Source organism: Ktedonobacter sp. SOSP1-52, assembly GCF_016587395.1.
In genome coordinates this window covers 595558-620780 of sequence record NZ_BNJH01000001.1, presented here as the reverse complement: position 1 = coordinate 620780, position 25223 = coordinate 595558, and the positions used below count along the sequence as shown (strand labels likewise).

Genomic DNA, 25223 nt, shown 5'->3' with positions numbered 1-25223 from the left:
TGATCGTCAATAGGCTCCACTCATTTTTCGTGCTCATACCATATAATAAGAGCTATATGGCACCAGGTATGTGTTAGGTGAGGATCGTTGCCGGGTTCGCTTTCCTCAGTGGTCTCTATGCTTGCTGTGCTCAACTCCGTGGTGCTTTCCTTGATGGATTTGCATCAGATCTCTTGTGTCTCTCGTCAGCTTCGGCGTTTTGCTTCCCATCCTGACGAGGCTCTGGCTTGGGTCTTGGACTTTTGAGAAACCCTGGGGTTTTTAAGGGCTTGCCAGTTCTGGTGAGAATGCTTCCAGGAGAAGAACAGCCTGTCCCAGGAAAATAGTTCCTCTGATTATCCCAATGTCTTCCGCTTTTCCAATTAATGCACTATATACTTTTCAAACATCTCACACTAAATTTTCATTTCAAATTGAATATTTCGAATATTCAATTTGAAATTCAAAAATATATTATAAGCTTGACATACTCATAAAATTCGATATATCCTTGTTCTTAGAGGAACCATCACTGCTTCGACAGCAGGAAATAGTCCTGTCGTCCTGAATACGAGGAATCAGGACGACAGGGAAATAGTAGCCTCAGAAAGTCGAGGCAGATACTGAAAGGAGAAAATATATGCTCCCATACGTTGGAAACAGCGACTATTGCTATGCTTATAGTCTGCATATGAGCCTGCTTGGAGGCGGAGCGAATCCCGCTACCCTGCCCGCACCTGGTTTTCTGGAGTGTCTTACCACCATGCCCTTTGGTAATACCTATCTACGCGAGGCTCAAGTCTTTTTCTTCGACGGAGATCCAGTTGACCAGGGCTTAACTCGCGCGCTAGAGACGCTGGGTTGGACATGCCAGTTAGAGCGTGGAGGAGATGAACAGCTAGCCCTCCAGCGCCTGCATACTGCCATCCAACAGGGTCCGGTACTACTCGGTCCACTAGACATGGGCTATCTAACCTATAATCCCAATTACCGCTTTGCTGGCGGAAGCGATCATTTCCTGGTGGTTCTGGCAATAGAACACGAGCATGTCCGAGTTCACGACCCAAAAGGCTTCCCTTACGCGACGCTGCCTCTCTCTGAACTGCTTCAAGCCTGGCGCGCTGAGAGACTCGAACATATTGATAATGCCGCCTATACACTCCGTTCAGTCTTTCGGCAGGTCGAGACAGTCAGCCGCCAGGAAATGATTGCACGCACACTGTCATTGGTTCCCGCCAGCCTGCAACGAGATCCTGGAGGGCCAGCAGTCTACGGAGGCGTGCGCGCCTTGCGCATGCTGGCGCAGACTCTGCATGCCGAGGTACCGGAGCGCCTAGCCGAGCATCTGCGCTATTGGGCGTTGCCACTGGCGGTCCGGCGCAAACTCGACTCTCAGGCATTTCTGGCAGAAGGACAGAAACCAGAGGCTGCGCGTCTGCTCGACCAGCAGGCACGCCTCCTTGGTCAGGCACAATATTCTGCTACTCAGGGGGCCTGGCCGTCTGTTGCCATGCTGATCGAGCAAGTCACCACTTTAGAAGAGTGCTTGATCGACCACTGCGCCTCCTGGTAGAGCTCCGCGCTTCATTCACACATTACTAAAGTGACATCCGGCGCGGGAAGTCCCGTCTCCATTCATGGGACGGGATGAAAGCGCCGTTCCTTTCGGGCTGGGTGGGTGGGGCCGCCTCCAACCAACTTGCTCTCGCTTTCCCTGACACGCTTCTCTGAAGTACGGGATCGTTCTGAGAGGCAACTCAAGAGTGAGTATATCCGGTTTTTCCCACTTGTCCCATCTGCTCTTTTCTGCTATCATGCTCTGCATGCAAACGGTAAAAATCTATCAACTGAATTATCTGTCGCCTGCACTCTTCCAACGCCTCAAAGCTGCTCAGGTGGAAGCCGCACAAGCGTGGAATTGTTGCATGGAAATGCATAAAGCCGCACGTCTCGCCCATCTGCCCTGACCAGGACGAGACGCGTTGCAGAAAGCCACCAAGGGCCGTTTTGCCCTGCAGAGTCAATCAGTACAAATGATCGTTGCCGTCTTCCTCGCCACCATCCAGACCACCCGCCAGCTCCGTCACACCCATCCCCAGATGCAGATGAAGTATCCCTGGCGCACCAAACGTTTTTACCCGGTCAAGTGGCCTGCACAAGCAGTGAGCAAAGAACATGGGCGGGTGGTCCTGCCCATGGGCAGAGGGCGCCCATCCCTCGTCCTGCCCATCGAGCTTCCAGAAAACAGCGGGGCGTGTACCCTGGTCTGGAACGCTGGGTTTGAACTGCATGTCTGTGTGCAGGTCCCACAGGCCGAGGAGGCTGCAGGCACCGTCCAGGCCACCGTTGATTTAGGCGAGATCCACCTGGCAGCCGTTACGACGAACACAGGCAAAGCCATGATCGTCACCGGACGTGGTATTCGCTCGCTCAAACGCCAGCGGACGAAGCAATTGGGCCAGTTTGCCAGGAAGCAATCCTGCTGTAAAAAGTATTCGCGTCGCTGGAAAAAATTGCAACGCGCCAAGAACAAACAATGCCGACGAGCCGAGCGACGCATTCGCGACCTGCGGCACAAAGCGACTCGCAACGTCATCGACTTCTGTGTTGAGCAGCAGGTTGGGACCCTCTTCATCGGCAATCCTCATGGGGTTCGTGACAAGAAGAGTGGCAGACACCACAATCAGCGTCTGACTTTGTGGGAGTATGGCAAGGACATTGACTATCTCACGCACAAAAGCCAGGCTGCTCACATCATGAGCTTCACCGGCTCGGAACGAGGAACCTCGAGCCAGTGTCCTGCATGTGGGCATAGACACAAGCCCAAGGGAAGACAGTGGGCATGCCGTGCCTGTGGGTTCACGGGGCACCGTGATCTGGTGGGTTCGGTCAACATGCATCAACTCAGCTTTGGTTGTCAGGTGAAGTTTCCTCAATCCTTCACGTATCTCCGTCCACCTGGCTTGTCCAGGCCAAGGAGTAGTCGGGCAGACACGCCCCAACGTTGTCTAAGCAAGGAACCGGCCCAACCACGTATCGCGGATACGGTCTCCTCGGAGACAGGCCAAACCGGTGACGTGGCTTAGAAGCCCGTCCCGTTTACGGGACGTGGAGTGTCACAATAGATATGTTTTAGATAACAGGGTTTTGCAAAGGTCATGCTCCTCACGCATTGTTCGCGCCTCCGCGCTTACGAGTTGTTGACCAGTTGTGTTTTGACGGGCCGCCAGCCCGTCAAAACACAACTGGTCAACAACTCAGGCGGCCTGTTTGCAGGCCGCAATGGGATGGAGGGCAACTTTTGCGAAACCCTACTGCTGGCTTGAGATGATTCTCAAAAAAGGCCGCAAGTATCGCTAGTTATATGGTACGTCGTAGTGCGCCCAAAGAGGCCCAGGATCGTCTGCGGCAAGGACCGCCGCCTCACTCAGGCAACATGAGTAAAGCAGCTTCTTACCTCTGACTGAAGAAAGGCTCAGGGGGACAGTAGCATGAAGTGAAAAAGCCTGTTGAAGCCCGAACACCGAGGGCCAGAGGACAAGCAGCAAGGCTGTCTATGGTGAAAGCTGAATTACTTGAACCCCAGTCACGGCGGACAATACCTGTTCTGTGGGATGGTGTCATTGCCCATATCTGATGGTCTGAATGAAAGATGCGATGCATTCAGGCAGCCTGCATCAGAGCCAACCTTCAAGGAGAAGGGAATGATGAACGGGGCACCTACGGATAGACCGACGATCAGGGGTAACTTGGGGATCGCCTAAAATGAATCGGTAGCGGCTCTTGGAGAGCAGGGTGCGCGGAAACGTGCAAGCCCTGTTCGGCGGGGAGGGGTTGGTGTGCCTGAGCAATCAGGACTCGGCCTCTTACCCGACTCTTTTCGTCAAAAAAACACTGACAGGCCTAACACATTGTCTCGATCAATGGACTACCCGTGGAAATACTGCCAATCGCCCACAGCTTGCTGCCTGCAGCGGCCATTTGTACCAATTCTCCATCGTCTGCATGTTGTTGCGAGACAGCATGCCAGCCTTTGCCATTCCAGTATTCTATTCTCGCTACATAAGAGTAGGGATTAGGGACGGGAAAAGGTCCCCAACTGGTGCCATCCCAGTGCTCAAGTGATGGATGGGAAAAACTGCCACTAGCCGCCCAGACGACATGCGTTTGCCTCTACTCCACTTCCAGGCCGCGATGTGCGATATCGTGACGATAGAACATGCCTTCGAACGAGATCAGTTTCGCGGCCTCGTAGGCAAGGCTGGTAGCCTCGCGGAGGGTTGCGCCGCGCGCAGCTACGCTGAGAACGCGCCCTCCAGCAGTGACGAGCTGACCGTCCTGCATGGCCGTCCCGGCGTGGAACACGTGAACACCAGGCAGGCGATTGGCTTCCTCGATGCCGTGAATAGGCAGGCCTTTCGGGTAGTTGCCTGGATAGCCAGCAGAAGCCAGCCCCAGACTCACGCCGTAACCGGGATGCCAGAGCGTCTCGCGCTTTACCGGCAGCGTTTCAGCAAATTGCACGATATTCAATAGATCCTCGCGCAGCAACATCATCATGGCCTGCGTTTCGGGATCGCCAAAGCGCGTGTTATGCTCGACCACCATCGGGCCTTGCGCGGTCAGCATGATGTTTGTATACAGAATACCAGTGAAGGTAATACCCTTCGCCTGCATGGCCTGGAGCGTCGTGGCAGTAATCTCGCGATACATGCGCTTCTCCGTCTCTGCGTCCACAAACGGCACCGGCGTGTACGCGCCCATGCCACCAGTGTTCAGGCCCTGGTCATTATCAAGCGCGCGTTTGTGATCCTGGGTCACGGCTAGGGGCAAATAGTGTGTCCCATTGCACGCGGCAATGACGCTCACCTCGTCGCCTTGCAAATAGTCCTCGATCACCACGATGCGGCCAGCCGCGCCGAAGGTATGTCGGACCAGCATCTGTTCCACAGCATCGCGCGCGGTCTCCAGATCCATCGCTACGATCGCGCCCTTGCCAGCCGCCCAGGCGCTGGCCTTGACCACGACCGGCGCGCCATGCTCCTCCAGGTAAGCCAGAGCAGGTCCGACCTCCAGAAATGTGCGATGCTGCGCGCTGGGAATACCAGCCGAAGCCATGAGTTCTTTGGCAAACGCCTTGCTGCCTTCGAGCGCGGCCCCGGCTGAATCGGGACCGAAGACCTTCAGGCCGCGCTGGCGAAAAATATCGACAATCCCTTCGATCAAGGGAATTTCCGGTCCAACCACCGTTAGATGGATGCCGTTTTTTTCAGCGAACGTAGCTAGATCGTTAAACTGAGACATCGCCAGAGGCACACACTCGGCGCACTCGGCCATGCCCGGATTGCCGGGAGCCGCGTAGAGCTTCGTGACCTGGGGACTCTGGGCCAGTTTCCAGACCAGCGCGTGTTCGCGTGCCCCCGAACCAATAACCATTACTCGCATAAAGTGAAGAAAAACTGCCTTTCCAAAATTGTATTTTACGTGTAAACTTTGACATGACGCTGCCGGTTTTTAGGCAATAGTGCGGAAGTGATCATGGAGATCTTCCTCAGCCTCTAGTTAACCATACTCACACGAACAAATACAGGTTTTGACCCATATGGTGTCTGCTTTGAACCATATCTCGGTCAGCGAGTCCATCGTGCGGCGAACAGAAAAATCCGACACAGCTTGTAGGGACTGTTGGACAAATTATACTTCTCTTTTTGGACTACTGGATATGATATGCTTCAAAAGCTGAACAACAAAGCAATTCGCAGAGCGATAAAGCGAGGATAGAAGCTAAGTGGTGGTCAACATATCCTTCAAGGGACTGGTCGAAATTGAGGTCAAATTGCACATGTCTATGTATCCTGCCATCCAAAAATGGCAATGCTTTAGGCGCTGGTTTCACTCACATCGGTTTTAGCACCAGGTTCCTGCTCTGTCTCATCCACCTCTCGGAGGGGGTGGAATGCGCCCTGGCGAATCTCATCAGAGAGTGAAAATGAGTACCGTCCTAAGAAATTGATATGATCGTGTCCTAGTGGAGAGAGGCGCTCAATATCTTCTGCTGCTAGCTTCATGCCTCGCGTCCGCAACTCCTCCAATGCTCGATGCATATATAACGTGTTCCAAAGAACAATTGCGTTCATGAGGTCCCGACATTTTTCCCCTGCGTTTTTCCCGCTAAGCAGGCAGCAATACCTATATAAGACGATAAAGAAGCATTTCAAGGTGGGTGCTGAATCGAGAAAGACCAAGGAGCAGACGTGGACCCTCAATTTTGCATGGCAAACCTCTTTCCCCTCTTTCTCTGGAGCCCAAAGAGGTTTTCAAGGATCTCATTCTCTTCCAAAATGCTTTTGATGTTGTCTATTTCCCCTCTTGCTTAGCGGGAAAAACGCAGGGGAAAAATGTCGGGACCCATCGAGACGAGAAAGCACTGGAAGACAAAACAGACAATGCTCAGATTGACACGCAACCATAGAATAGGAGAGGTCCATGGTCAATATTGCGGTCGAGCTTTGTGAGCAACCCTTTTCTCTTCGTTGCTGTAGTTAGTTGTCCCTGTTGGTTTCATTCGACCCAATCCTTTTTTAGGAGGAACTTGACATGTCCCATCACCTTGATACGCCTCTGGCAGGCCAGAGCGGCCAACTCTTTATCGACGATCTGTACGTCTTTGCCAGCAATCGTAGCACCGTGTTCGTCATGGACGTCAACTCCACCATCACCGGAGCCCATGCTGAACCGGCTTTCCATCCGAAGGGCCGCTACGAGTTCAAGATACACTTCGACGGAGCCGATTTCGAAGACCTGACCTATCGCGTGTCCTTCGGCGAAGTGGGCTCAGACGGACGACAGGCTCTGCAGTTGCACGCTCTCACTGGCGGCGACGCGCGCGAGGACTCGGTAGCCGGCGAACTTCTGCTCAAGGGCCGGACTGGCGAGACGGCCACCGGGCCCGACACTCGGCTGTGGGCTGGGCACATCGCCGACTCGTTCTACATCGATCTGTCGCTGCTCGGCATGGTCAACTCGGCCGTGAGAAACGGGACCGCACTTGACCTGTCGGGATGGCACCAGGAGAAGGCGCAGAACAGCTTCGCTGGCACCACCGTCGAATCCATCGTGCTGGAGGTCTCCCACCAGCATCCGCAATTGCGGCCCGGTGCCCACATCGGCGTCTGGTGCGCCACCAAGCTCGCCACGGACGCTGGTGGCTGGCGACAGGTCAACCGCGCTGGGCACCCCATGATGTGGCCAATCTTCTGGCCGGACGACACCCACTTCACCAATCCCGCCAACACCCGGCACCCATCCCAGGACTTCGATGCCGACGGCAAGTACATCGCAGACCTCATCGCCGCCGCCGTGGCGGCCAGTGGTACCTCCGACGACCCGGAGGGCTACGGCCAGACCGTGGCTCGGGAACTGTTCCCCGATGTTCTGTCCTACGTGGTCGGAACGCCTGCGACCTACAGCTTCGCCGCCCGCAACGGCCGCATGCGGGCCGACAACGCACCCGAAGCGATGCTGTCCCTCGTGGTGAACACAGCGGTGCCCTCGGGGCTCAAGCCATCCGTCTCGAAGCAGTTCCGTGACAAGGCCTTCCCGTACGTCGTGCCAGCGTGACCCGCCGCAAATCTCGAGCTCATCATGCCATCGAGCATACTGGGTTCGTCCACAACGAGCTTGCGATCAGGAGAGCACAGATCACTCCCGCAGGATATGCTCACACTCGGCCGAGGTAGAGCGCCGGGGTCTTCCAAAGTGAAGATCCTTATGCACAGAAAAAGGAAAACAACCATCGGATGACGCGCATACCCCCGGAAGCCGTTTCTCACACACAACAGGTGTCAATTTACGGGGAAGAGACGGGAATGTTCCGCCACGGCACGGCTGAAAAGAGACCGAAGGATCGAACGAACATGAGAGGATCGAGAGCTCTTGAACTGATCACGCCCGTTTTTCCTCGCGGGCTAGTACAAGTCAGGTGCAAAAAGCGTGTGCTGACCACCCGAATTTACAACGACCGAGCGCAACAAGCCGCTTCTGGAGCAGTTTTTCAGGAAACGTGTGTACTGATGCTCAAGATTGAGGGCAATTTCTCATGTTTGAGGGCCAAACTTGCTCACTTGGTAGGGGATTTACTAGCACCTTCATGGGCGCGCATTTCCTGGCGGAGAAACATAGCTGGCGCAGGTTGGGGAGCGCGTGCGTGATTCTGGCGGGAATTATCCTGCTGGCCATAGGTTAAGAATAGATTTCCTGGCTACCTACTGGTTTGCTTGCTCCAGAAAGCGCTCTACAATCAGCCTTATAGTGGGAATCAAATCCAGGTCAAGCACTCTTTCGAGCGGTGTAAAAACCATAGCCTGCCCTTCACCCAGGACAATATCTTCCTGGCGGGCCTGGGTCTGGGCAGAGTAGACATGCCATTGACGATAAACTCCTGGCAGTGGGCTAGCAGGAAGGATGCTCTCCCAGAACAGCTTGAGGTTGCCATTCACCTTGAGGCCTGTCTGCCTTTCTAAATCTACTCAAAAGTGCTTACACACCCTCAAATAGATTCAATTGCTGCACTTGCCCCTTACAGGAAGCCACTTTGACTTCTACGCCGCTTTGGGTCGCATGCAGCACACCGCACTCAGGACGAGCCTGAGTGTGTGGCTCTTGCCGAGCAAAAAACCTCGTCAGGATATTGTGCGCACTATTCTCATCGCGATCCATAACGAGTCCACATTCGACGCAACAATACGTTCTCTTCCACAGTGGCATGGCTTGCAGATTCCCACAGCCACTACACTGCTTGGAGGTATTGCGCTCATCTAAAAAGTGAAGGTCCTTCCCGTACAATTGGCTTTTGTAGGTGAGCATTTGAATGAAAGTGTACAAGCCCCACTCATTGAATACTGCACGATTGAGGTGTTTGTTGCGCTCTCGATGCTCTTTCGTGACCATTTGTCTTTGGGAAAGGTCCCCAACCACAACGGTTCTCTCAACCAGTTTGTGGGCTATCAAGTGTGACGCTTTATGAAGACTATCCTGTTGTTTATTGCGTTTTTTCTGGGAAACGCGCTTGTAGATCTTGCTTAAGTGAAGATATCGACGTGATTTCTTTTTGCACTTGTCACGCTTGGAACGAATCTTATCCAGTTGTTTGTTGTGCCAACGTGCCCCCTTGAAGCCGCCAATGGTATAGACTCTGCCTTGCTCATTGACGCCTGTTGCCAGGGTCTTGATGCCGAGATCAAAAGCAACCGTTCCTTCTGTTTCGTGTCGTTTCTCGTTGCGCTCTCTGACAAATGAGGCAGAGTAGTTGCCTCTGCCATCGCGACTGATCGCCACTTCTCGAAAGCCCTCTGGGGGCGCTTCTGTGAGGCGTGCAACAATGTTGGGATACACCTTTGCACCATGTTTGCCTCCACCACCAGTAGGCAGAATGAGCGTATCGCCTTCAATCTTGAGATACATTGCAGGATAGCAGAGCGTGAAAAAGCAGTGACGTGGGCGTACTCGCGGGAATCCTGGCGTCTCTCCTGCTTTGACTCTGCGATAGAAGGCTTTCATCGCACCATGAAGGCGGTAGTAGACCTCTTGCAGCAGTTTCCCATAGACCTGAACGAGCTCAGGATCATGCTGTTTGCTCTCTTGCAAGCTTCGTTTAGCTTCGTAGAGATCCCACTTCTCGCCCTCTCTGAGCCGCATCACCCACCAGTTGTACAGCCCTCTACACTTGCTTTGCATGAACTCAAGCGTAGCGGCATCCTGCTCGCTCACGTCAATCTTGATCTTTTTGCAAAGCAGCATCTTGTATTGCTTTCTTGTAGGAGCGCAATCCGTGAAGCCGGGCCGAAAAGACGGTCACGATAGCAATCAAATCTCGCACAAGCTCTTGTTCAGGAGAAAGGTTTTCGCCATTGATGACCACGAGTTCGGTATGGTGTCGCTCGCAAAACACTTCAAAGTATTCATAACCAAAGCGAACTAGCCGATCCCGATGGGCAAGAACAATGCGCCGTACCTGACCAAGCTCCACCATCTCCATGAGACGATTGAATTGTTTGCGTTTATAGTTGAGTCCACTACCAATATCTGACATCCATTCATCGACCTTGAGCGAATGCTGGTGACAATAGGCTTCTAACGCTTGTGTTTGATGAAGCAAATCAGGCTTGTGAGCAATCCCAGAGACACGTGAGTAAGCGATGGTGAGGCCCTGTTCTGGCGCTTTCAACCCGCGATACTCAAGGTATTGATCGTGCGTATAGTAACGCCTGTTTGATTGTGGAGAACGGTGAGCAACTAATTTGCCTTCACGGTCCCATTTTTGGAGCGTTTTGGTGGACTTGCCAATAAGTTTTCCGAATGCCTGGATATCGTATGTGTTCTTCATAAACACATTTTAACACAATTTAGTGCTTATATCAGAACTGTTTCATAACCTCCTCTTCCAGCTCCCTGCGGGCCGTTTCTTCCGGGGTTTCGCCCGGCTCAATCCCGCCTCCCGGCAGGCCCCATTTGTGCGGCCACGCATATGCAGCGCCATCGCGGTGCTGCATCAACAGCTGGTCCTGCTGATCTATTACAAGCACCACGGCAATATGGTGATCCCGAATCTTTTGCTCCATTTTGTATGCTCTTTCTGTCTATATTTTAGATGAGGGTGCTTCCTAACTTGACCGAGTAGGATAAGCTAATCCGAAACGAGGCTTGCTCCTGCCTCCAGGAGATCAGCTTATGATACCTACGATCATCAACCAAGCGGCACCCGTGGCCCCGCCAGCATATCATAGAGCGCAAGCTCGGTTGGGTCCAGCCTTGCATATTGATGCCCTCACCCTCGTCAACACATTGCATCTGCTGGCTTTGTGCCGCTTGGCTGTGCATCTGGCGTATCGTCGGTGCCCTCCTCTGTTGCCTGCAGGTCCAGGAGGGGCACCTCGAACGTACAGCGAAGCATCCTTGCTGCTCATTGCGCTCCTGCGGACGCTGTGGCGATTCTCCTACCAAGATACACGAGTTGGCATGATGATCCTCCTAGAAACCAATGGGCGCGCACCAGGCGTGTCCAGACGACTCCGGCAGGCAAAGACGGCGAGATGCAACTCCCATTTGCACGTATACACCTATTCTACCAGCTTCGTCGTGAAAAAACTTCTTCGATCTTGCTCACATCCGGGCGTCAGCTGCGCGATCCGCGTGGCCCTCTGGTGCGACATGCTCTGTGGACAGCAGTGGCGAAGAAGATTCTCACAATCGACCGTTTTCTCGCAAGGGATACTTTCACTCTGTGTAACCCATCATATCGGTCGGTGTCCCTCGTCCGGTCAAACAGATCTATGACCCACACTTCAACCATTGCGAGCAATATATTTCCACCATTCCACGCTGATGCCTCAAAGGGGGAGCGGCTTTCCCAGGAAACTTTGTCCCAGTATGCACGATTCGAGGCAAGTATGCGTATTTCAGGGCAAACATCATTGAGGTTTCAGGGCATTTTCTTCTGTCAGAAGGGGAGGGAGGCGTGAAAATCGTTCGTGATGGAAACAAGTGCGGCAAAGCCGGAGTGGAGATCAGGGATATCGAAGACCATCAGCCAGGGCAAAATGAGGGAGGAGAAGACGTAGGGTTGGAGAATGAGCCTCAGGTTGTTCAGCAGGTTCTTCCATCCCTGCTTCTTATCCCACCAGACATGCTCGGAGAAGCGGTCAGATGCAGCCTCTGGAGCAGGCGCTTGGGAACTTGCTTGAGGAAGCGGCTCAAGCCATTCACCCGTTTGGGGGTGGAAGACAGGACTGTACAGGCGAACGCCCAGGTAGGCGCAGCACACCAGCTCCCACCAGCGCTCGATCGAGGCGTAATCGGTTACCCGGTAATCCGCCCAGCCCAGTTCATTCTTCGTCTGCTTGAAGCTATACTCGATCCAGGTCCGCAACCCATAGGTGTCGCCAAGCGTTTTTCGCAGGTTCCCTTGCAAATTGGTCATCACATACGACGTGCTTTGAGCCGGCATCGTCTTGGGATCGGTCGTGAGCAAATAGAAACGGACGCTCAAGCGTTGGCCATAGATCACCTCACGGATGAAGCGGGTTTGCGACTTCCCGTTGGAAAAGGTCCGCTCGAAGGTACGCCAGGTACTATAACGGATGCGCTGACCAGGTGGGAGCCACATGCCATGATCATCACGAATGGCCAGGACGTAGGTGAGGTGTCGCTTTTCCAGTTCCCGCACAAACTGGGTACTCTCGCCATACAAGCTGTCTGCCAACACGACATCAAACTGAAAGCCCCAGGCTTGCAGTTCCTCGATGATCTCGACCGCCAACTCGGGTTTGGTCTTGTACTGCTCCTCTCCCTTGAGGCGCTTATCAGGCTTGAACACGCGAAAGAGCAACGGAAAGGTCATCTGATCGAGAACGCCATAGGCATTGACCGAGACGATGCCATTCTCGATTTTGCCCAGGTTGCGGATGTATTGCGAGGCCACATAATCGGTTGTCTTCCCTTTTTTCTTGTCGCCTGTCTCATCAATACAGAGCACGAAGGATCGGCCAGCAAGAGCCTGCCGTAACAACTGGAGTCGTCTGCTTCGCACCTCTTGCACATCCCAGAGACCATTGGCGACAAAATGATGGAGCGCCTGAGCATCAACCTCTCCACAGACTCTGGCGATGGCTGGCAATGTCTTGCGCTTGATCTCCGACAAGAGTCCCAGATGGATATATTTGAAGTGCTCAAAACTGCGCACATCGGGAAAGACATCCTCATAGCATGTGCAATACTCGTCGACAAAGGCTACTGTGGGGGCTGCTTGTCTTGCTAACGTCATCTCCCATCTCCTCTTTCTGCTCCGATACCTTTTCTCCTTCTCCTTTCAATCTATCCCTCCCTGACAAAAGAGGGATATGAAGGAAAAACAAGACAAGCAAGAGCTGGAGAAAGTGAACGTGTCATGCCTCCTTGTTTCCAGTGGTAATATCGTTCCAGATCTCAAAGCGCTCCTACAGAAGGGCACAATAGTTTGAAGCGCTAAGACGATGTTTTCTCGGTCGGAAATGGTCAGAGATGGGGCCCAAGGCCGAGAGGAACCGTTAGGCATGGCACGGTGATGTGAAACGCCGCATTGCCCGCTCTCGTTGTCGCGTTGATTGATGGGAGTTCTCCGCTCGATTGTTGAGGCCTTTGTGTTGGCGATGCTCGACATAAGGCATGATTTCGTTCCTGGCGGCGGCATAGCTTGCCAACTTATCGGTGATGATAACTCTCGGCACATATTCCAGTCCTTTGAGCAGTTTGCGAAAGAATTTCTTGGCTGCTTGTTTGTTTCGTCGGCTCTGGACAAGAATATCAAGAACGTTACCATGTTGATCGACGGCCCGCCACAAATAGTTTCGCTTCTCATTGATGGTGAGAAACACCTCATCCAGATGCCACGTATCTCCCGGCCTGACGAGGAGATGCTTTCAGCTCAATGGCGTACATTTGCCCAAATTTGTAGCACCACTGACAGACGTTTGTTGGCTTGAAAAGCACCGCAAAAGCATGACGCGACGAACTCAGGAGTATTCTATGTTATCCTTGCAAGACGACAGGCAAGAAGCACGTTATGTAACTATACACCTCTCTCACTCGTACTACCATTGGACGTATTGTTCTCTTGCGTGAGAACCGCAGTGCAGAAGAAGGAGTACCCGAGTGGATGTTGAGCCTCTCCATTCACTCTGGTATTCTGGCACTGCCCATGCGCCAGGTGGTAGCGTTGCTCCCTGGCTGCACACGATGTGAAGGCAGAAGTACCCTGTGTTCTGGGCCTGTGTGACGCAGGTCTCTTCCGATGGAAGAATAAACAGACAAATAGGGAGTTGTTCGAGAGAACGGAGCATCTCATTGCCTTCATCTCGCTCTGCATGGAGCCTCAGGGCACCTGCAAGTGGCTTCGGAAGTACTGAACTGACCCTTGCTTTTCTGGGGGAAACTGCGCCTTTCGACGGAAGAGGGATGTGTGTGCTGGGAAAACGCATGACATGGTGCGAGAGTGTCCTCCTGCCTCCTGGGAACATCATGGATCTACGAGCAAGCCAAAGCCCTCTTCAAGAGAACGTCATCTGTTTGAACAATGAATTCTATTATTTATAGAATTACCAAAATTTGGTATTTTCCCATCTCAAAGGGCCGGAAGAACATGCCATCGGTTGTATTCGCTCACATCACACGCTGGTCATGTCGCCACATGTGGTTCGTCCTTCGTCTAGCAAAAATCGGAGCGGGACGCAGCTAGTGGGTCAACTGACAATTAACCTGCGTTTAGTAAAGCCGCTCAAGATCCTCCTGGCTGCCGCAGACGAACACGTTCCCGTCATCTGCGGCGCTTGCCATTCCAGATAAGCTGTAGGCGTCAGCATCCCTCTTCATGCCACTGCTGGAGAGTCTGGCGCAAGGTGACACGGGCACGATGCAGGCGGCTCTTGACGCTCATAACGGTCAAACCGAGCGTGGCGGCAACCTCTCCCGCTGATCTCCCTTCAAGATCGCGCAAAAGAAAGACATGCATCTGTGATGGGGGCAGAACGGCGATTGCTCTGGCTAGATCATGGCGCAACATGATCTGGCGTTCAGGGTTCTCCACAGATGGCAGAATCTCCAGTCTTGCATCCATGGAGTTTGTTGGCTGCGTCAGTCTGAGTAATCTCAAACATTGATGGCGTACCACCTCGAACAGCCAGGAGGTAAACGCCGATGCGACGCGCAAGGTGCCGATTCGTTGAGCCGCAATCCAGAGGGTTTCTTGCACGGCATCTTCGACATCCTCAGGAGTGGCGCAGAACTTGCGCGCAAAACGAGTCACAGACGGATGATACCTGTCCAGCAGTTGTTCTATCGCTACGGGATCACCGCCTATTGCATCTGTTATCAGTTGGGCGTCAGGTGATGAATTCATGATGGGCGCTGACTTGACTTGAGCTTGCGTCCAACCAGGGCACAGGCTGGGCACCATCCGAAGAAGCCAGTCGCAACCACAAAGAGGGCTGAGACAAGCAACACCAGGGCGAGTAGTACAGCCAATGCATCATGCTTGAGTTGAAGGTATACCCACCCAGCACACACCGCTAGGCCAATACCTAGCAGGACACGCACTATCCGCTCGAACGTGGGGACATTTTTCACATAGACCATGTTGATTCTCCTTTGTAACTCTGAACGTTTCCTTGCTTCAGATCGTTCTCTTTCTAGTAAGAGACCGAAAAAGGATGAAAGGATTCGTCTCCTGGAGATTCCTCGGAAAATCTCTCTGACAAGTAAAGCTTCAGCCGTAAGAGAAGGCCACGAGGAGCCTGCTGAGCCCTGGGCTCAGCAGGCTCCTCGTGGCCTTCTGAAGATCTTCTGCTAGATCGCCTCAGCTAGCAACTCGCAATTGAGTAGCCTTTGACCACTGCTGCCGCCGATCCCCCCAGTCGGCGCAAGCGCGCCCGTTCCCGACGCCGACGTCGCTTGCCGTTCCACACAAAGGGCGTGGGATCGGCATTCCAACCTGCTACCGTTTGCTCCAACCAGTCGATAACCTGTTGAGCATCTTTGGGGTGCTGTCCGGAGAGCGCCCGACGCACGATGATGCGTTGCACCGACTCGGCCATATTCAGCCAAGAACCGCCGATCGGCGTGTAAAGTGGCATCACTCCATGATCGAAGAACCACCTCACCAAGTCATAAGAGAGATGTCCCGCCAGATTATCCAGCACGAGCACGATGCGCAAGGGCGGCTCGGGATTGCGTGGAGATTAATGTGTGAGGTTCGCGGCTTGGTCATCGCGCGAGATCACAATGCTAGCTTCAATATTGAAGCTCAAGCCGTGGGACGACACGGCGGTGTCATTGTGCGCCCAAAGAGGTGTGTGGTTCTCTGTCAAAGCTTCCTCCACCAGCAATTTTCTCTTTTTGCCCCTTTTAACACGCTTTGCTGTTCAGATATTCCTCCCCTCATCACCAAAAATGCGTTTAAGCCAGCGTTAATTGCATGAGATTCAGTATGAAAGTGGGGAGCCAACTCAAACATTGTTCAAAGGGATGCCCTCTGAAAGACCCTAATCGAAGGTTTGGTGGGGAAAACTCATCAAGATAATTTTTAAGTTGACAATACCTATGACTTTACTCTGTCTGAGAAAGGAGGAGCTTTAAATTGTACCAAGGGACATCGCTTCCTGAAGGCGGACAACAGGGTGCTGCAAAAGATACCAGCACAAACGAGGATAAAACGTTATCAAAAGCGCGCCAGAAGACCCCTGTTCTTTAGACATGGGGATGAATGGCGCGTTCCTTGTTTGGGGTGGGTTGGGAATGGTTGATTTTTTACACCTTTTCTTCTATAATATAAGATATGAGACAGAAACGCGCTTTTCGGTATCGGGTGTACCCCACACCAGAACAACAGCAGATGCTTGCTCACACCTTTGGGTGTTGTCGTTTCGTCTACAACTGGGCACTGCGCAAGAAGTCGGATGCCTATTATAACGAGCAGCAACGCCTCTACTACAAAGAATTGAGCACAATGCTGACCGAGCTGAAAAAGCAAGAGGACACAACGTGGCTCAATGACGTTTCGAGCGTACCATTGCAGCAAGCTCTTCGCCACCTGGACAAAGCGTTTCTCAACTTCTTTGAAGGCCGTGCCAAGTACCCCACCTTCCACAAAAAGCGACACAAGCAATCTGCTACCTACGCAGCCAATGCCTTTACCTGGCGTGATGGACGTCTCACCCTCGCCAAGATGAGTGAACCCCTCGAGATCGTTTGGTCGCGTCCCCTGCCCGATGGCGCAGCCCCTTCGAGTGTGACCATCTCCAAAGACGGCGCTGGACGATACTTCATCAGCATTCTGGTGGAAGACGAGATTGCACATTTGCCTTCCAATGAGAATGCCCTTGGTGCTGATCTTGGCTTGAAGTCCTTTGTGGGCCTCTCGACTGGCGAAGTCGTGGGCAATCCCAAATTCTTTCACAAGGATGAAAAGAAACTGGCCAAAGCCCAACGCCGCCACGCCAAAAAGAAAAAAGGCTCGAAGAATCGAGACAAGGCACGTCTCAAAGTGGCTCGTTTTCATGCCCGTATCGCTGATCGCCGCCGTGACTTTCTACACAAACTCTCGACCCGACTCATACGCGAGAACCAAGTGGTGTGTGTCGAGTCGTTGGCTGTCAAGAACATGGTCAAGAATGGGAAGCTCAGCAAAGCGATCAGTGATGTGGGCTGGTCCGAGTTCGTGTCCCAACTCGAATACAAGGCCGACTGGTATGGTCGAGATATTGTCAAGATTGACAAATGGTATCCCTCCAGTAAGCGCTGTTTCGAGTGTGGTCATGTGCTCGACTCCTTACCGCTTGATGTTCGTCAGTGGACCTGCCCAGCGTGTGGCGTCCACCATGACCGTGATATCAACGCAGCCAAGAATATTGTGGCGGCTGGGCTAGCCGTCCTTGCCTGTGGAGAGTCCGTAAGACCTGGACGGGTGTTGTCTCGTTCGGGCAAGACTCCGCGAAGCAGGAAGCCCTCGAGGTGACTCGAGGAATCCCCCGGCTTGAGCCGTGGGGAGGATGTCAACCTAAGAAAGTAGCTTTGCATGCTTACAGGGCTTTCCAATTCTAATAAACCACACATTGTCCAGTAAGAACGAGATCAAGAGCTTGATCAATATGGGCATCAAAGTAGCGCATCTGGCGAGCGACATTGCGGACCCCCACGCGATCCATGAGACTCAAGACGGTGCTATTGAGCTGGGCCAGCAGACTGGGAACCACTCCTGTACGCGTTTGACAACCATCTTCGCCTAAGGTCACATCACGTCGATGATGGAGGCAATTTTCAACGGCCCAATGGGCTCTGATAAGTTCAAGCATGCATGTGGGAGGCGCTTGGTATATCGAGAGACTGCTCAACCCATAGACCACCTCGTGACGGATCTTTCCCGACTTGAGAATGCGCGTGGTTCTTTCCAGCCGAAAGACTTGCTCGATGCCCTCCCAATCTTTGCTAAACCAGTCGTTAAGATCAGGGCTACAAAGAATTTGGCGATGTTCCAAGCGCCCATGCCCTTTGTTCCAGGTTTCTGCCTGCTTCCAGCGCCGTCGATCAGGAGAAGGATCCTCAAAGAAGGCAACAATATCCTCTCGCAGCGTTGGCTGATTGTCCTTGGCAATCAAGATGTAGTCTCCACTCAAACGAAGGACCTGCGCGCACAGTTGCCGTTGAGTATGCATAGCATCAAGGGTGAGAATGCGCCCACGCACCCATGAAGGTGCAAATAAGGGCTTGAGGGCACTGATCTCATTTTCCTTGTCTTGCACATTGCAATGCCAAAGCACGGTGCCAGTCTGCACCTCATAGCAACTGAGTTGATGAACCGGGTGAGCCTCTTTGCTTGTGGCCCGCAGGGCTTTGCCATCAACAGCGACCTGAGCATGTTTGGCTTGGATGCCTGGCGTCAGCAGGCGACTGGGTTCCTCTCCACACCGGGCCTGGGCTTCCCAACGGGTGAAAAAGGCAGAAAGAAGCTCATCGAGATGCTTGCTGTCTACTCTGGCAAGGACATTGCAATAGGTCATCTGGCATGGCATCTGCTGGCGGGAGAGCCCAAAGCGCTGTGCTAAAGGCACTCGATGATGACGAACCCACTCGGTTGCTGCACTCAGGGTCTTTTGCCCTGCTAGTTTGGCAAGCACAAGCAGAGAAAGAACCAAGGCCAATTCGTATCGTTTTCCTTGTTTTCGTCTCGTATCTGAGAGGGCTCGCAAGCTCTGGTACAACGAATTGACGGGAAGCGTTTCTGGGTCGTGTTCGGCTCGTTTTGCGAGCATGAATGTGGTATAGTCCATGCAGAGTTTTCCTTGAGATGTGATTTGGTTTTGTATTCTACAAGGAAAACTCTTCTTTTTCACCTCCTTTGTGAGAATTGGAAAGCCCTGTGCATGCTTAGCCACTCTTGATTATTTTGCACATTTATGGTACCGTTACTTCTAAGTCTATTGATGGTGGAAAAAGCTATTGCACGTAAAGGATGACGTGCCCTGAAGGAAGAGAGGATATCGGGATGTGCTTTAATTCTTCTCTTATGACAATAGACGATCACTGTGGCTAGCAGTGTAACCTGAGTGAACTACCACTGAGCTGAAGACGCAGTGGCTTCTTCGGGAATCACTGAAGACCCAGTTCAGTAGCTTCGCAAGAAGCCTGAGTTCACCAGACTCAGCCCCAGAAATGGGCGCTACGTTCGAAGAGGTCAGGACACCTGCGGTTGACGCATCAGACCGCTGCTCTGTCGCCTGGGTTTAAGGAGGACTGAGGAAAGGTCCGGTGATCCAGGTGCAAAAAGCCTTTTGAACCTTGTCGAGATGAAGCCGGATTCCCTTGGTGGTCACAGCGAAGGGATACGCATCACCTGCCTTCGGGCAGCGTTTTTTGAGTCAATGGATCGTCTCTTGCTCACAAGAACAAGGGGCGGTCCGGCGATTCATCCACGAGGCTGAAGACCTCGTGGTTTTCTCGCCACGCCTCTATAAAAGCCATTCCAGTCCATTCTTCCCCACGGCTCGCAAGTGTGTAGTTGCTGAAACAAGGAGGATCAGCATGATGCGTGTCCGAAGCAACAGGTTCCCTCTGACTATCAGTATGGTAGTGATAGTCATACTCCTCGCGGAGGCCCTCTTCTTACCAGCCGTGAGTGCTAAGGCTGCCAGTACGAATGTGGAGCGCTCCTATTATTCATCCTCGTCGACGACAGATCTTGCTAAATATGTCAACCCGTTCACGGGGACGGGCGTGCAACCAGGGGCACCGTACGGTGGTGGTGATACCTTTCCTGGCGCGGACGTCCCCTTTGGTATGGTCCAGTGGAGTCCTGACACCGCGATCTACAATTCTGGTGGTTACTGGTATCCCGACAATCGGATCAAGGGTTTTAGCCTCACACATTTGAATGGTGCAGGTTGTAGCACCTATAGCGATATCCCGTTCATGCCCTATGTCGGCACGGTCACGACCTCGCCAGCCAGCAATCCCTCCCAGTATTATTCAACCTTCTCACATGCGAATGAGACGGCCTATGCTGGCTACTATCGAGTCAAACTTGACAATGGAGTGACTACTGAATTGACGGCGACGCAGCGCAGTGGTGCGGGGCGCTTCACCTACCCACAGGGCCAGCCCGCGACCATGCTGGTTAACGTCTCGGGTTCGATCAATGGCGTTAATGACGCTCAAGTAGATATTGGGAAAGACACCATCTCCGGATGGGCAACCAGTGGCTACTTCTGCGGTGCCAATGATGTCTATCGCGTCTACTTCTGGGCGAAGTTTAGCCAGTCCTTTGCCTCAATTGGTACCTGGCATGATGCTATCGTGACCCCTGGCGCTTCCACATCGACGGGTGGGCGTACACCGGTTGCCCCAGCCGTGCGTAAGGTCCATGATGCGCAGGCACAGGTGAAGAATGGGCAGAAGGTGCCACCATCAGTGATGAAGAGCGCTCAGGCGCATCCTGATACGACGGTCTCAGGCCCCGGTTCCGGCGCTTTTGTCACGTTCAACACGAGTGCAAACAATGCTATCAGCGTCAAGGTTGGCCTCTCCTTCGTGAGTGTGAGCAATGCCCAGGCGAACGTCAACCAGGAAAATAAGACGGGCAACTTCACTACTATCTCACAACAGAGTGATCAAACCTGGAACAGCTGGCTGGGTAGACTCAAGGCTGGTGGCGGCACGTCGACCCAACTGACAACCTTTTACTCGGCGCTGTACCATGTGTACTTGCAGCCAAACGTCTTTTCTGACGTGAATGGTCAATACATTGGCTTTGATGGACGTATCCATAGCGTTGCGAAAGGTCATGCGCAGTACGCGAACTATTCGGGTTGGGATATTTATCGTTCCGAGGCCCAGCTTCTTGCCTTCCTGGCACCTAAGGAGGCCAGCGATATCGCTCAGTCGATGGTCAACGAGTATACGCAGAGCGGTCAGCTGCCGAAGTGGACGGCGGCGAACGGCGAGACATATGTGATGGTTGGCGATCCCGCCGATGCTATCATCGCGGATATCTATGCGTTTGGCGGGAAGAACTTCGATACCAAGACCGCTTTATCCGCAATGATCAAAGAGGCCACACAAACCAATAATGTGCGCCCAGACCTGAATTACTTGCAGAGCCTGGGCTATGTGCCTCTCAACGGGAACAATAGTTGTTGTAACTTCTATGGCCCGGCGTCAACTACGTTGGAGTATAACACGGCGGACTTCTCTATCGGCGCGTTCGCCCAGGCATTGGGTGACAATGCCAATTACCAGAAATTTGTCTCGCGTGCGCAGGGGTGGACGAACCTGTATAATCCCGCGGATGGTTACCTGGAGCCTCGCCTGCTTGATGGCTCCTTCCCCGGTTCGTATGACCCAACCAGCGGAACTGGTTGGGTTGAGGGTGATGGCGCGCAGTACAACTGGATGGTGCCGTTCAACCTGCGCGGTCTTTTCGACGCGCTGGGTGGCAATGCCACTGTCCAGCAGCGGCTCGACACATTCTTTACCCAGCTCAATGGCGGCCCGAATTCTCCATACTCTTTCCTGGGAAATGAACCAACAATCGAGACGCCCTGGGAGTATGATTACGCGGGCGCCCCATATAAGACTCAGAAGGTCGTGCGTGACATCGAAAATACACTCTGGTATCCAGGTCCTCAGGGGATAGCAGGGAACGATGACCTGGGGACGATGTCGGCCTGGTACGTCTGGGCTGCTCTGGGCATGTTTCCTGAGACCCCTGGAACGGCGAACCTGGTACTGGCAAGCCCGCTCTTCCCGAGCATGACTGTGTCTCGGGAGAGTGGCCAGACCATCCAGATTACCGCGCAGGGTGCCTCGGCGGACACATACTATGTGCAGAGTTTAAAAGTGAATGGCCAGGTGAGTACAAAGCCCTGGCTAGCGCCCGATTTCATTACGAAGAGCGGCACGCTCGACTATACCATGTCCAGCATGCCGAACCCATCCTGGGGCTCCAACGCCAATGATGCACCGCCATCGTACCAGTATGGAGAAGTGGGAACCTTCGTCTCCTTCAAACCTGGCCGCGCTGTCGTAACTCCTGGTGGTAATACGCAGATCAGCATCCTGGGGCAGAATGTTGATGGAAATGGGACGACCATCAGTTGGAGCGCTGCGGCTCCCTCAGGGCTGAGCGTACTACCCGCCTCTGACAGTTTTGCTGTCCCGGGCAGAGGGTCCGGTAGCCAGTCCTTCACGGTTGCGGCTTCCTCTAGCCTGGCGGAGGGCTATTACAGCATCACCTTCTCGACGCAAACTGGCAATGGCCAGAAATTGCCGTCGATCAGCCTGCCGGTAGTCGTAGCGAAGCCAGGTAGCCTGCTTCCGTACTTCAACAATATCGGTATTGGTGACGACAGTAATCCGGGCTCCGCCGACTACGATGGGGTTGGCTATAGCTACTCTGCTCAACAGTTAGCCCAGGCTGGCTTTAACCCGGGCGCAACGGTGAGCGTGAACGGCACGAGCTATACCTGGCCTAACGTTTCAGCGGGAAGCTATGATAACATCGAGGTGCATGGTCAGACTCTTCAATTGCCCGGTACCAAAGCAGGTGCTTCTCAACTCGCCTTCCTGGGGAGCGCGACGAATGGTGATACTCAGGGGATTGTGACCATCACCTATACCGATGGGAGCACACAGACTGCCCAATTAGGCTTCTCCGATTGGACGCTTGGCGCCGGGTCTGAGCCGATCGCATTTAATAACGTGATTGCCGCCAAGATGTCATATCGCGACTCTGGTGGCTCGCCTGACCAGACAACGACGTACCTCTTCGGGAGCGCGCCGATCTCGCTCGACACGAGCAAGACCGTGGCTAGTGTCACGCTGACTGGCCCGAACAATCAGGGAGCTCTGCATGTCTTTGCTCTGGCCATCTCCTGATCCTTTGTAGTGTAGAGATTGTGGGAAATACGCTTCGATATTTCCCGCAATCTCCCACAGGTTAGGTACGATTGAGGCAAACAACGTTACCTCGGAAGGCAAAAGGAAATGCCTGGACCCAAAGGAGCGTAGAAGTCATGGGGACTTCCTGTGAGGGCCAAGTACAGCAATTGAACCTGTTTGAGTGTGTATAAACACATTTGAGTAGGTTTAGAATGGCAGTGGGGATAGAATGAGAATTATCACCTATAACATCTTTTATGGAGGAGAGGAAAGGATTCCTTTGATTGCGCAGATCCTGCGTGACCAGAATCCTGATATGGAGCCCTTCAAGAAGCCAATGACCGAAGCAATGCCGAGGAATTAGCAGGCGCGCTGAATATGCAACTGATTTTTGACGAGTCCAACAACGCATTCCATGTGGCCTGGCTTAGTCGCTTGCCCGTCTCGCGTGTGCGCAATTATCAGCTTCCTCTACTCTATAAAGGCCCGCTGACGGAATTTACAATGCGTAACCATTCAGGTCAGCGAGAAGCTTGCCAAAAAGGCAAGAATCAGGTAGAGGAACGGTATGAGAACTGAAGAAGATTGGCAACGCATCGAACAAGAGAATCAAGCTCTACGCGAGATGGTTGTGCTCTTACAAGAGCAGGTTCAACACTTGCAAGGCCAAGTTGCCAAAACGAGCCGTAATAGCCACTTGCCACCGTCTTCCGACCGCTTTGTGCGCCAGCCCAAGAGCTTACGCAAGAGCAGTGGGAAGAAACCTGGAGGGCAAGCAGGTCATGAAGGCAACACACTCTTTCAGTCTGCCGATCCCGATGAGATCATGGTTCACCCGGTGCTCACCTGTGAACATTGTCATGCCGATTTGCGTGCCTCTGCCCCTCTGAGTCTGGTCCGCGCCAGGTCATCGATCTGCCTCCTAAGCGTGTGCATATCATTGAGCATCAGTGTGAAAGCAAACGCTGTCCGGCCTGTCATCAGCTCAGTAGCGCTTTCTTTCCTCAAGACGTCAAGGCCTCAGTGCAATATGGCTCGACCTTTGCCGCCAGCGCAGTGTATCTGGTGTAGCAGCATCTGCTTCCCCATGAACGCACGTGTGAACTGCTCCACGATCTCTTTGGACACAGTATGAGTCCAGGAACCTTACAAGACCTCATCCAACGCTGTGCACGCCATCTGCTGCCCGTGGAAGAAGCGATCAAAACCGCTCTGCAAAAGGCAGAGGTGCTTCATTCTGATGAGAGCGGCAGCTAGGTCATGGGAAAACGCCACTAGGTCCACGTGAGTTGCACCTCAACCCTCACCCACTAGGCTTCTCATCCCAAACGAGGCAGAGAAGCCATGGACGACATCGGCATCCTGCCAGCCTTCAAAGGGGTGAGCGTGCATGATGGCTTGAAAAGCGACCAGGGCTATCTCTGCTGGCATGCCCTCTGCAACGTGCATCACCTGCGAGAACTCACCTTCCTGGCCGGGCACCACCAGCAAACCTGGGCCAAAGGGCGCATTGACGTGCTCGTGAGTATGAATGCGCATGTGCAGCAAGCCAAAGCCACTGGTCATGCCTGTCTTGACCCTCCTCTCTTTGAGCAGTTGCTCAAGCACTACCAGGAGATCGTGCGCCAAGGCAAGGAGGCCAACCCCAAAGCGCCACCCTCTCAAGAGAAAAAACGAGGCAAGACCAAGCAGTCTGCGGCTCGCAATCTGCTCGAGCGCCTCAGCACGCAACAAGATGCCGTCTTACGCTTCTTGTCAGACTTTCGCGTCCCTTTTGACAACTCACAGGCGGAACGTGATATCCGTATGCTCAAGGTGCAACAAAAAGTCTCGGGCTGTTTCCGTAGCCTCGTTGGCGTCCAGGCCTTTTGTCGCATTCGTGGCTACATTTCAACGCTGCGCAAACAAGGGATGCATGCTCTCACGGCTCTGGAAATGGCCTGTGCTGGTCACCCCGTCTTTCCTTCCTTCTCATGAACCTGAATGGTTACAAAAATGAAGAACCGGTTTAAGCCGCTTGGTGCATACTCAAGATACAAATAACCCTAAGATATATAAAAAATACATATTTTTACATAGGTATTTTTTCTATTAGATAGACATTTCTGTATCTTTTATGCATACTTTTATCAATTAAACGAAGTTTTCGCTAACAAGCCATAGCCACCACCTATTTTATGCGCAGGCTTATAGGGAGGGTAACAAAAGGAAAAGCCAGGGGCCTTCTGTGTGCTGGTACCTGCAACTCTATGCTCCTCCTTTTCCTATGAGATCTTTCGGCTTTA

General features: G+C 53.1%; 20 protein-coding genes and 2 pseudogenes. 10 read left to right on the top strand and 12 right to left on the bottom strand.

Features of this window, described 5'->3' with window-relative positions; translation table 11 throughout:
* Positions 1-619: 619 nt before the first annotated feature.
* The 3 genes from JMJ16_RS02720 (at position 620) to JMJ16_RS02710 (ending at position 3305) form a co-directional block, all read left to right on the top strand.
* Positions 620-1552 carry a hypothetical protein gene (locus tag JMJ16_RS02720; RefSeq protein ID WP_201378207.1) on the top strand — a complete coding sequence of 311 codons (933 nt, stop codon included), beginning with the start codon at positions 620-622 and terminating at the stop codon, positions 1550-1552.
* A 409-nt stretch (positions 1553-1961) separates the two neighbouring features.
* The gene (locus JMJ16_RS02715; RefSeq protein ID WP_201378205.1) at positions 1962-3065 is read left to right on the top strand and encodes an RNA-guided endonuclease TnpB family protein; all 1104 of its coding nucleotides are present in this window, start codon (positions 1962-1964) and stop codon (positions 3063-3065) included.
* Between the two features lie 72 nt (positions 3066-3137).
* Positions 3138-3305, top strand: coding sequence for a hypothetical protein (locus JMJ16_RS02710; protein ID WP_201378203.1), 168 nt, complete (start codon positions 3138-3140; stop codon positions 3303-3305).
* Between the two features lie 847 nt (positions 3306-4152).
* Here the strand turns inward: JMJ16_RS02710 and purD are convergent.
* On the bottom strand, positions 4153-5424 hold the full coding sequence (gene purD, locus JMJ16_RS02705) for a phosphoribosylamine--glycine ligase (protein ID WP_201378201.1): 1272 nt from the start codon (positions 5422-5424) through the stop codon (positions 4153-4155).
* A 434-nt stretch (positions 5425-5858) separates the two neighbouring features.
* The gene (locus tag JMJ16_RS02700) at positions 5859-6116 is read right to left on the bottom strand and encodes a transposase (protein ID WP_255553154.1); all 258 of its coding nucleotides are present in this window, start codon (positions 6114-6116) and stop codon (positions 5859-5861) included.
* A 460-nt stretch (positions 6117-6576) separates the two neighbouring features.
* On the opposite strand from JMJ16_RS02700, the gene JMJ16_RS02695 reads away from it, so the two are divergent.
* Positions 6577-7599 carry a DUF4331 family protein gene (locus JMJ16_RS02695; RefSeq protein ID WP_201378192.1) on the top strand — a complete coding sequence of 341 codons (1023 nt, stop codon included), beginning with the start codon at positions 6577-6579 and terminating at the stop codon, positions 7597-7599.
* Positions 7600-8243: 644 nt separating this feature from the next.
* Here the strand turns inward: JMJ16_RS02695 and JMJ16_RS02690 are convergent.
* The 9 genes and pseudogenes from JMJ16_RS02690 to JMJ16_RS02650 form a co-directional block, all read right to left on the bottom strand.
* A complete protein-coding gene (locus JMJ16_RS02690; RefSeq protein ID WP_201378190.1) occupies positions 8244-8477 on the bottom strand; it encodes a hypothetical protein in 234 nt (77 codons plus the stop codon).
* A gap of 40 nt (positions 8478-8517) precedes the next feature.
* Positions 8518-9777 carry an RNA-guided endonuclease TnpB family protein gene (locus JMJ16_RS02685; RefSeq protein WP_201378188.1) on the bottom strand — a complete coding sequence of 420 codons (1260 nt, stop codon included), beginning with the start codon at positions 9775-9777 and terminating at the stop codon, positions 8518-8520.
* Positions 9749-10363: an IS607 family transposase gene (locus tag JMJ16_RS02680; RefSeq protein ID WP_201378186.1), complete on the bottom strand. Its 615-nt coding sequence runs from the start codon at positions 10361-10363 to the stop codon at positions 9749-9751. Before JMJ16_RS02680 ends, JMJ16_RS02685 begins: the two co-directional genes overlap by 29 nt.
* 31 nt (positions 10364-10394) lie before the next feature.
* Positions 10395-10598: an NUDIX domain-containing protein gene (locus JMJ16_RS02675; protein ID WP_201378184.1), complete on the bottom strand. Its 204-nt coding sequence runs from the start codon at positions 10596-10598 to the stop codon at positions 10395-10397.
* An 878-nt stretch (positions 10599-11476) separates the two neighbouring features.
* Positions 11477-12799, bottom strand: a complete 1323-nt coding sequence (locus JMJ16_RS02670) for an IS701 family transposase (protein ID WP_201378182.1) — start codon at positions 12797-12799, stop codon at positions 11477-11479.
* 172 nt (positions 12800-12971) lie between these two features.
* Positions 12972-13482, bottom strand: a pseudogene (locus JMJ16_RS02665) (IS6 family transposase); the annotation flags it as partial.
* Between the two features lie 883 nt (positions 13483-14365).
* Positions 14366-14908, bottom strand: coding sequence for an RNA polymerase sigma factor (locus JMJ16_RS02660; protein ID WP_201378180.1), 543 nt, complete (start codon positions 14906-14908; stop codon positions 14366-14368).
* Positions 14905-15144, bottom strand: coding sequence for a DUF2892 domain-containing protein (locus tag JMJ16_RS02655; protein WP_201378178.1), 240 nt, complete (start codon positions 15142-15144; stop codon positions 14905-14907). The genes JMJ16_RS02660 and JMJ16_RS02655 overlap by 4 nt, the downstream gene beginning before the upstream one ends.
* 224 nt (positions 15145-15368) lie before the next feature.
* Entirely contained in the window at positions 15369-15668 is a 300-nt protein-coding gene (locus JMJ16_RS02650) for a hypothetical protein (protein ID WP_236601531.1), read from the bottom strand.
* Between JMJ16_RS02650 and JMJ16_RS02645 the strand changes: the two genes are divergently transcribed.
* Positions 15648-15986 (top strand): hypothetical protein, encoded by a 339-nt coding sequence (locus tag JMJ16_RS02645; RefSeq protein WP_201378175.1) that lies wholly within the window; start codon positions 15648-15650, stop codon positions 15984-15986. The two genes, JMJ16_RS02650 and JMJ16_RS02645, sit on opposite strands and share 21 nt — an antisense overlap.
* Positions 15987-16342: 356 nt before the next feature.
* Entirely contained in the window at positions 16343-17521 is a 1179-nt protein-coding gene (gene tnpB, locus JMJ16_RS02640) for an IS200/IS605 family element RNA-guided endonuclease TnpB (protein ID WP_201378173.1), read from the top strand.
* Positions 17522-17603: 82 nt separating this feature from the next.
* On the opposite strand, the gene JMJ16_RS02635 is transcribed toward tnpB, so the two are convergent.
* Positions 17604-18833 (bottom strand): ISAs1 family transposase, encoded by a 1230-nt coding sequence (locus tag JMJ16_RS02635; RefSeq protein WP_201377602.1) that lies wholly within the window; start codon positions 18831-18833, stop codon positions 17604-17606.
* A gap of 751 nt (positions 18834-19584) precedes the next feature.
* Here JMJ16_RS02635 and JMJ16_RS02630 point away from each other — a divergent pair.
* The 4 genes and pseudogenes from JMJ16_RS02630 to JMJ16_RS02610 all read left to right on the top strand — a co-directional run bounded on the left by JMJ16_RS02630 (position 19585) and on the right by JMJ16_RS02610 (position 24915).
* Complete coding sequence (locus JMJ16_RS02630; protein ID WP_201378165.1) at positions 19585-22935, top strand: lectin; 3351 nt, start codon at positions 19585-19587, stop codon at positions 22933-22935.
* A 381-nt stretch (positions 22936-23316) separates the two neighbouring features.
* Complete coding sequence (locus JMJ16_RS02625) at positions 23317-23517, top strand: hypothetical protein (protein WP_201378163.1); 201 nt, start codon at positions 23317-23319, stop codon at positions 23515-23517.
* The gene (locus JMJ16_RS02620; protein WP_201378161.1) at positions 23507-24073 is read left to right on the top strand and encodes a DUF6444 domain-containing protein; all 567 of its coding nucleotides are present in this window, start codon (positions 23507-23509) and stop codon (positions 24071-24073) included. Before JMJ16_RS02625 ends, JMJ16_RS02620 begins: the two co-directional genes overlap by 11 nt.
* Positions 24070-24915, top strand: a pseudogene (locus JMJ16_RS02610) (IS66 family transposase). The gene JMJ16_RS02620 and the pseudogene JMJ16_RS02610 overlap by 4 nt, the downstream one beginning before the upstream one ends.
* The last annotated feature ends 308 nt before the right edge of the window (positions 24916-25223 follow it).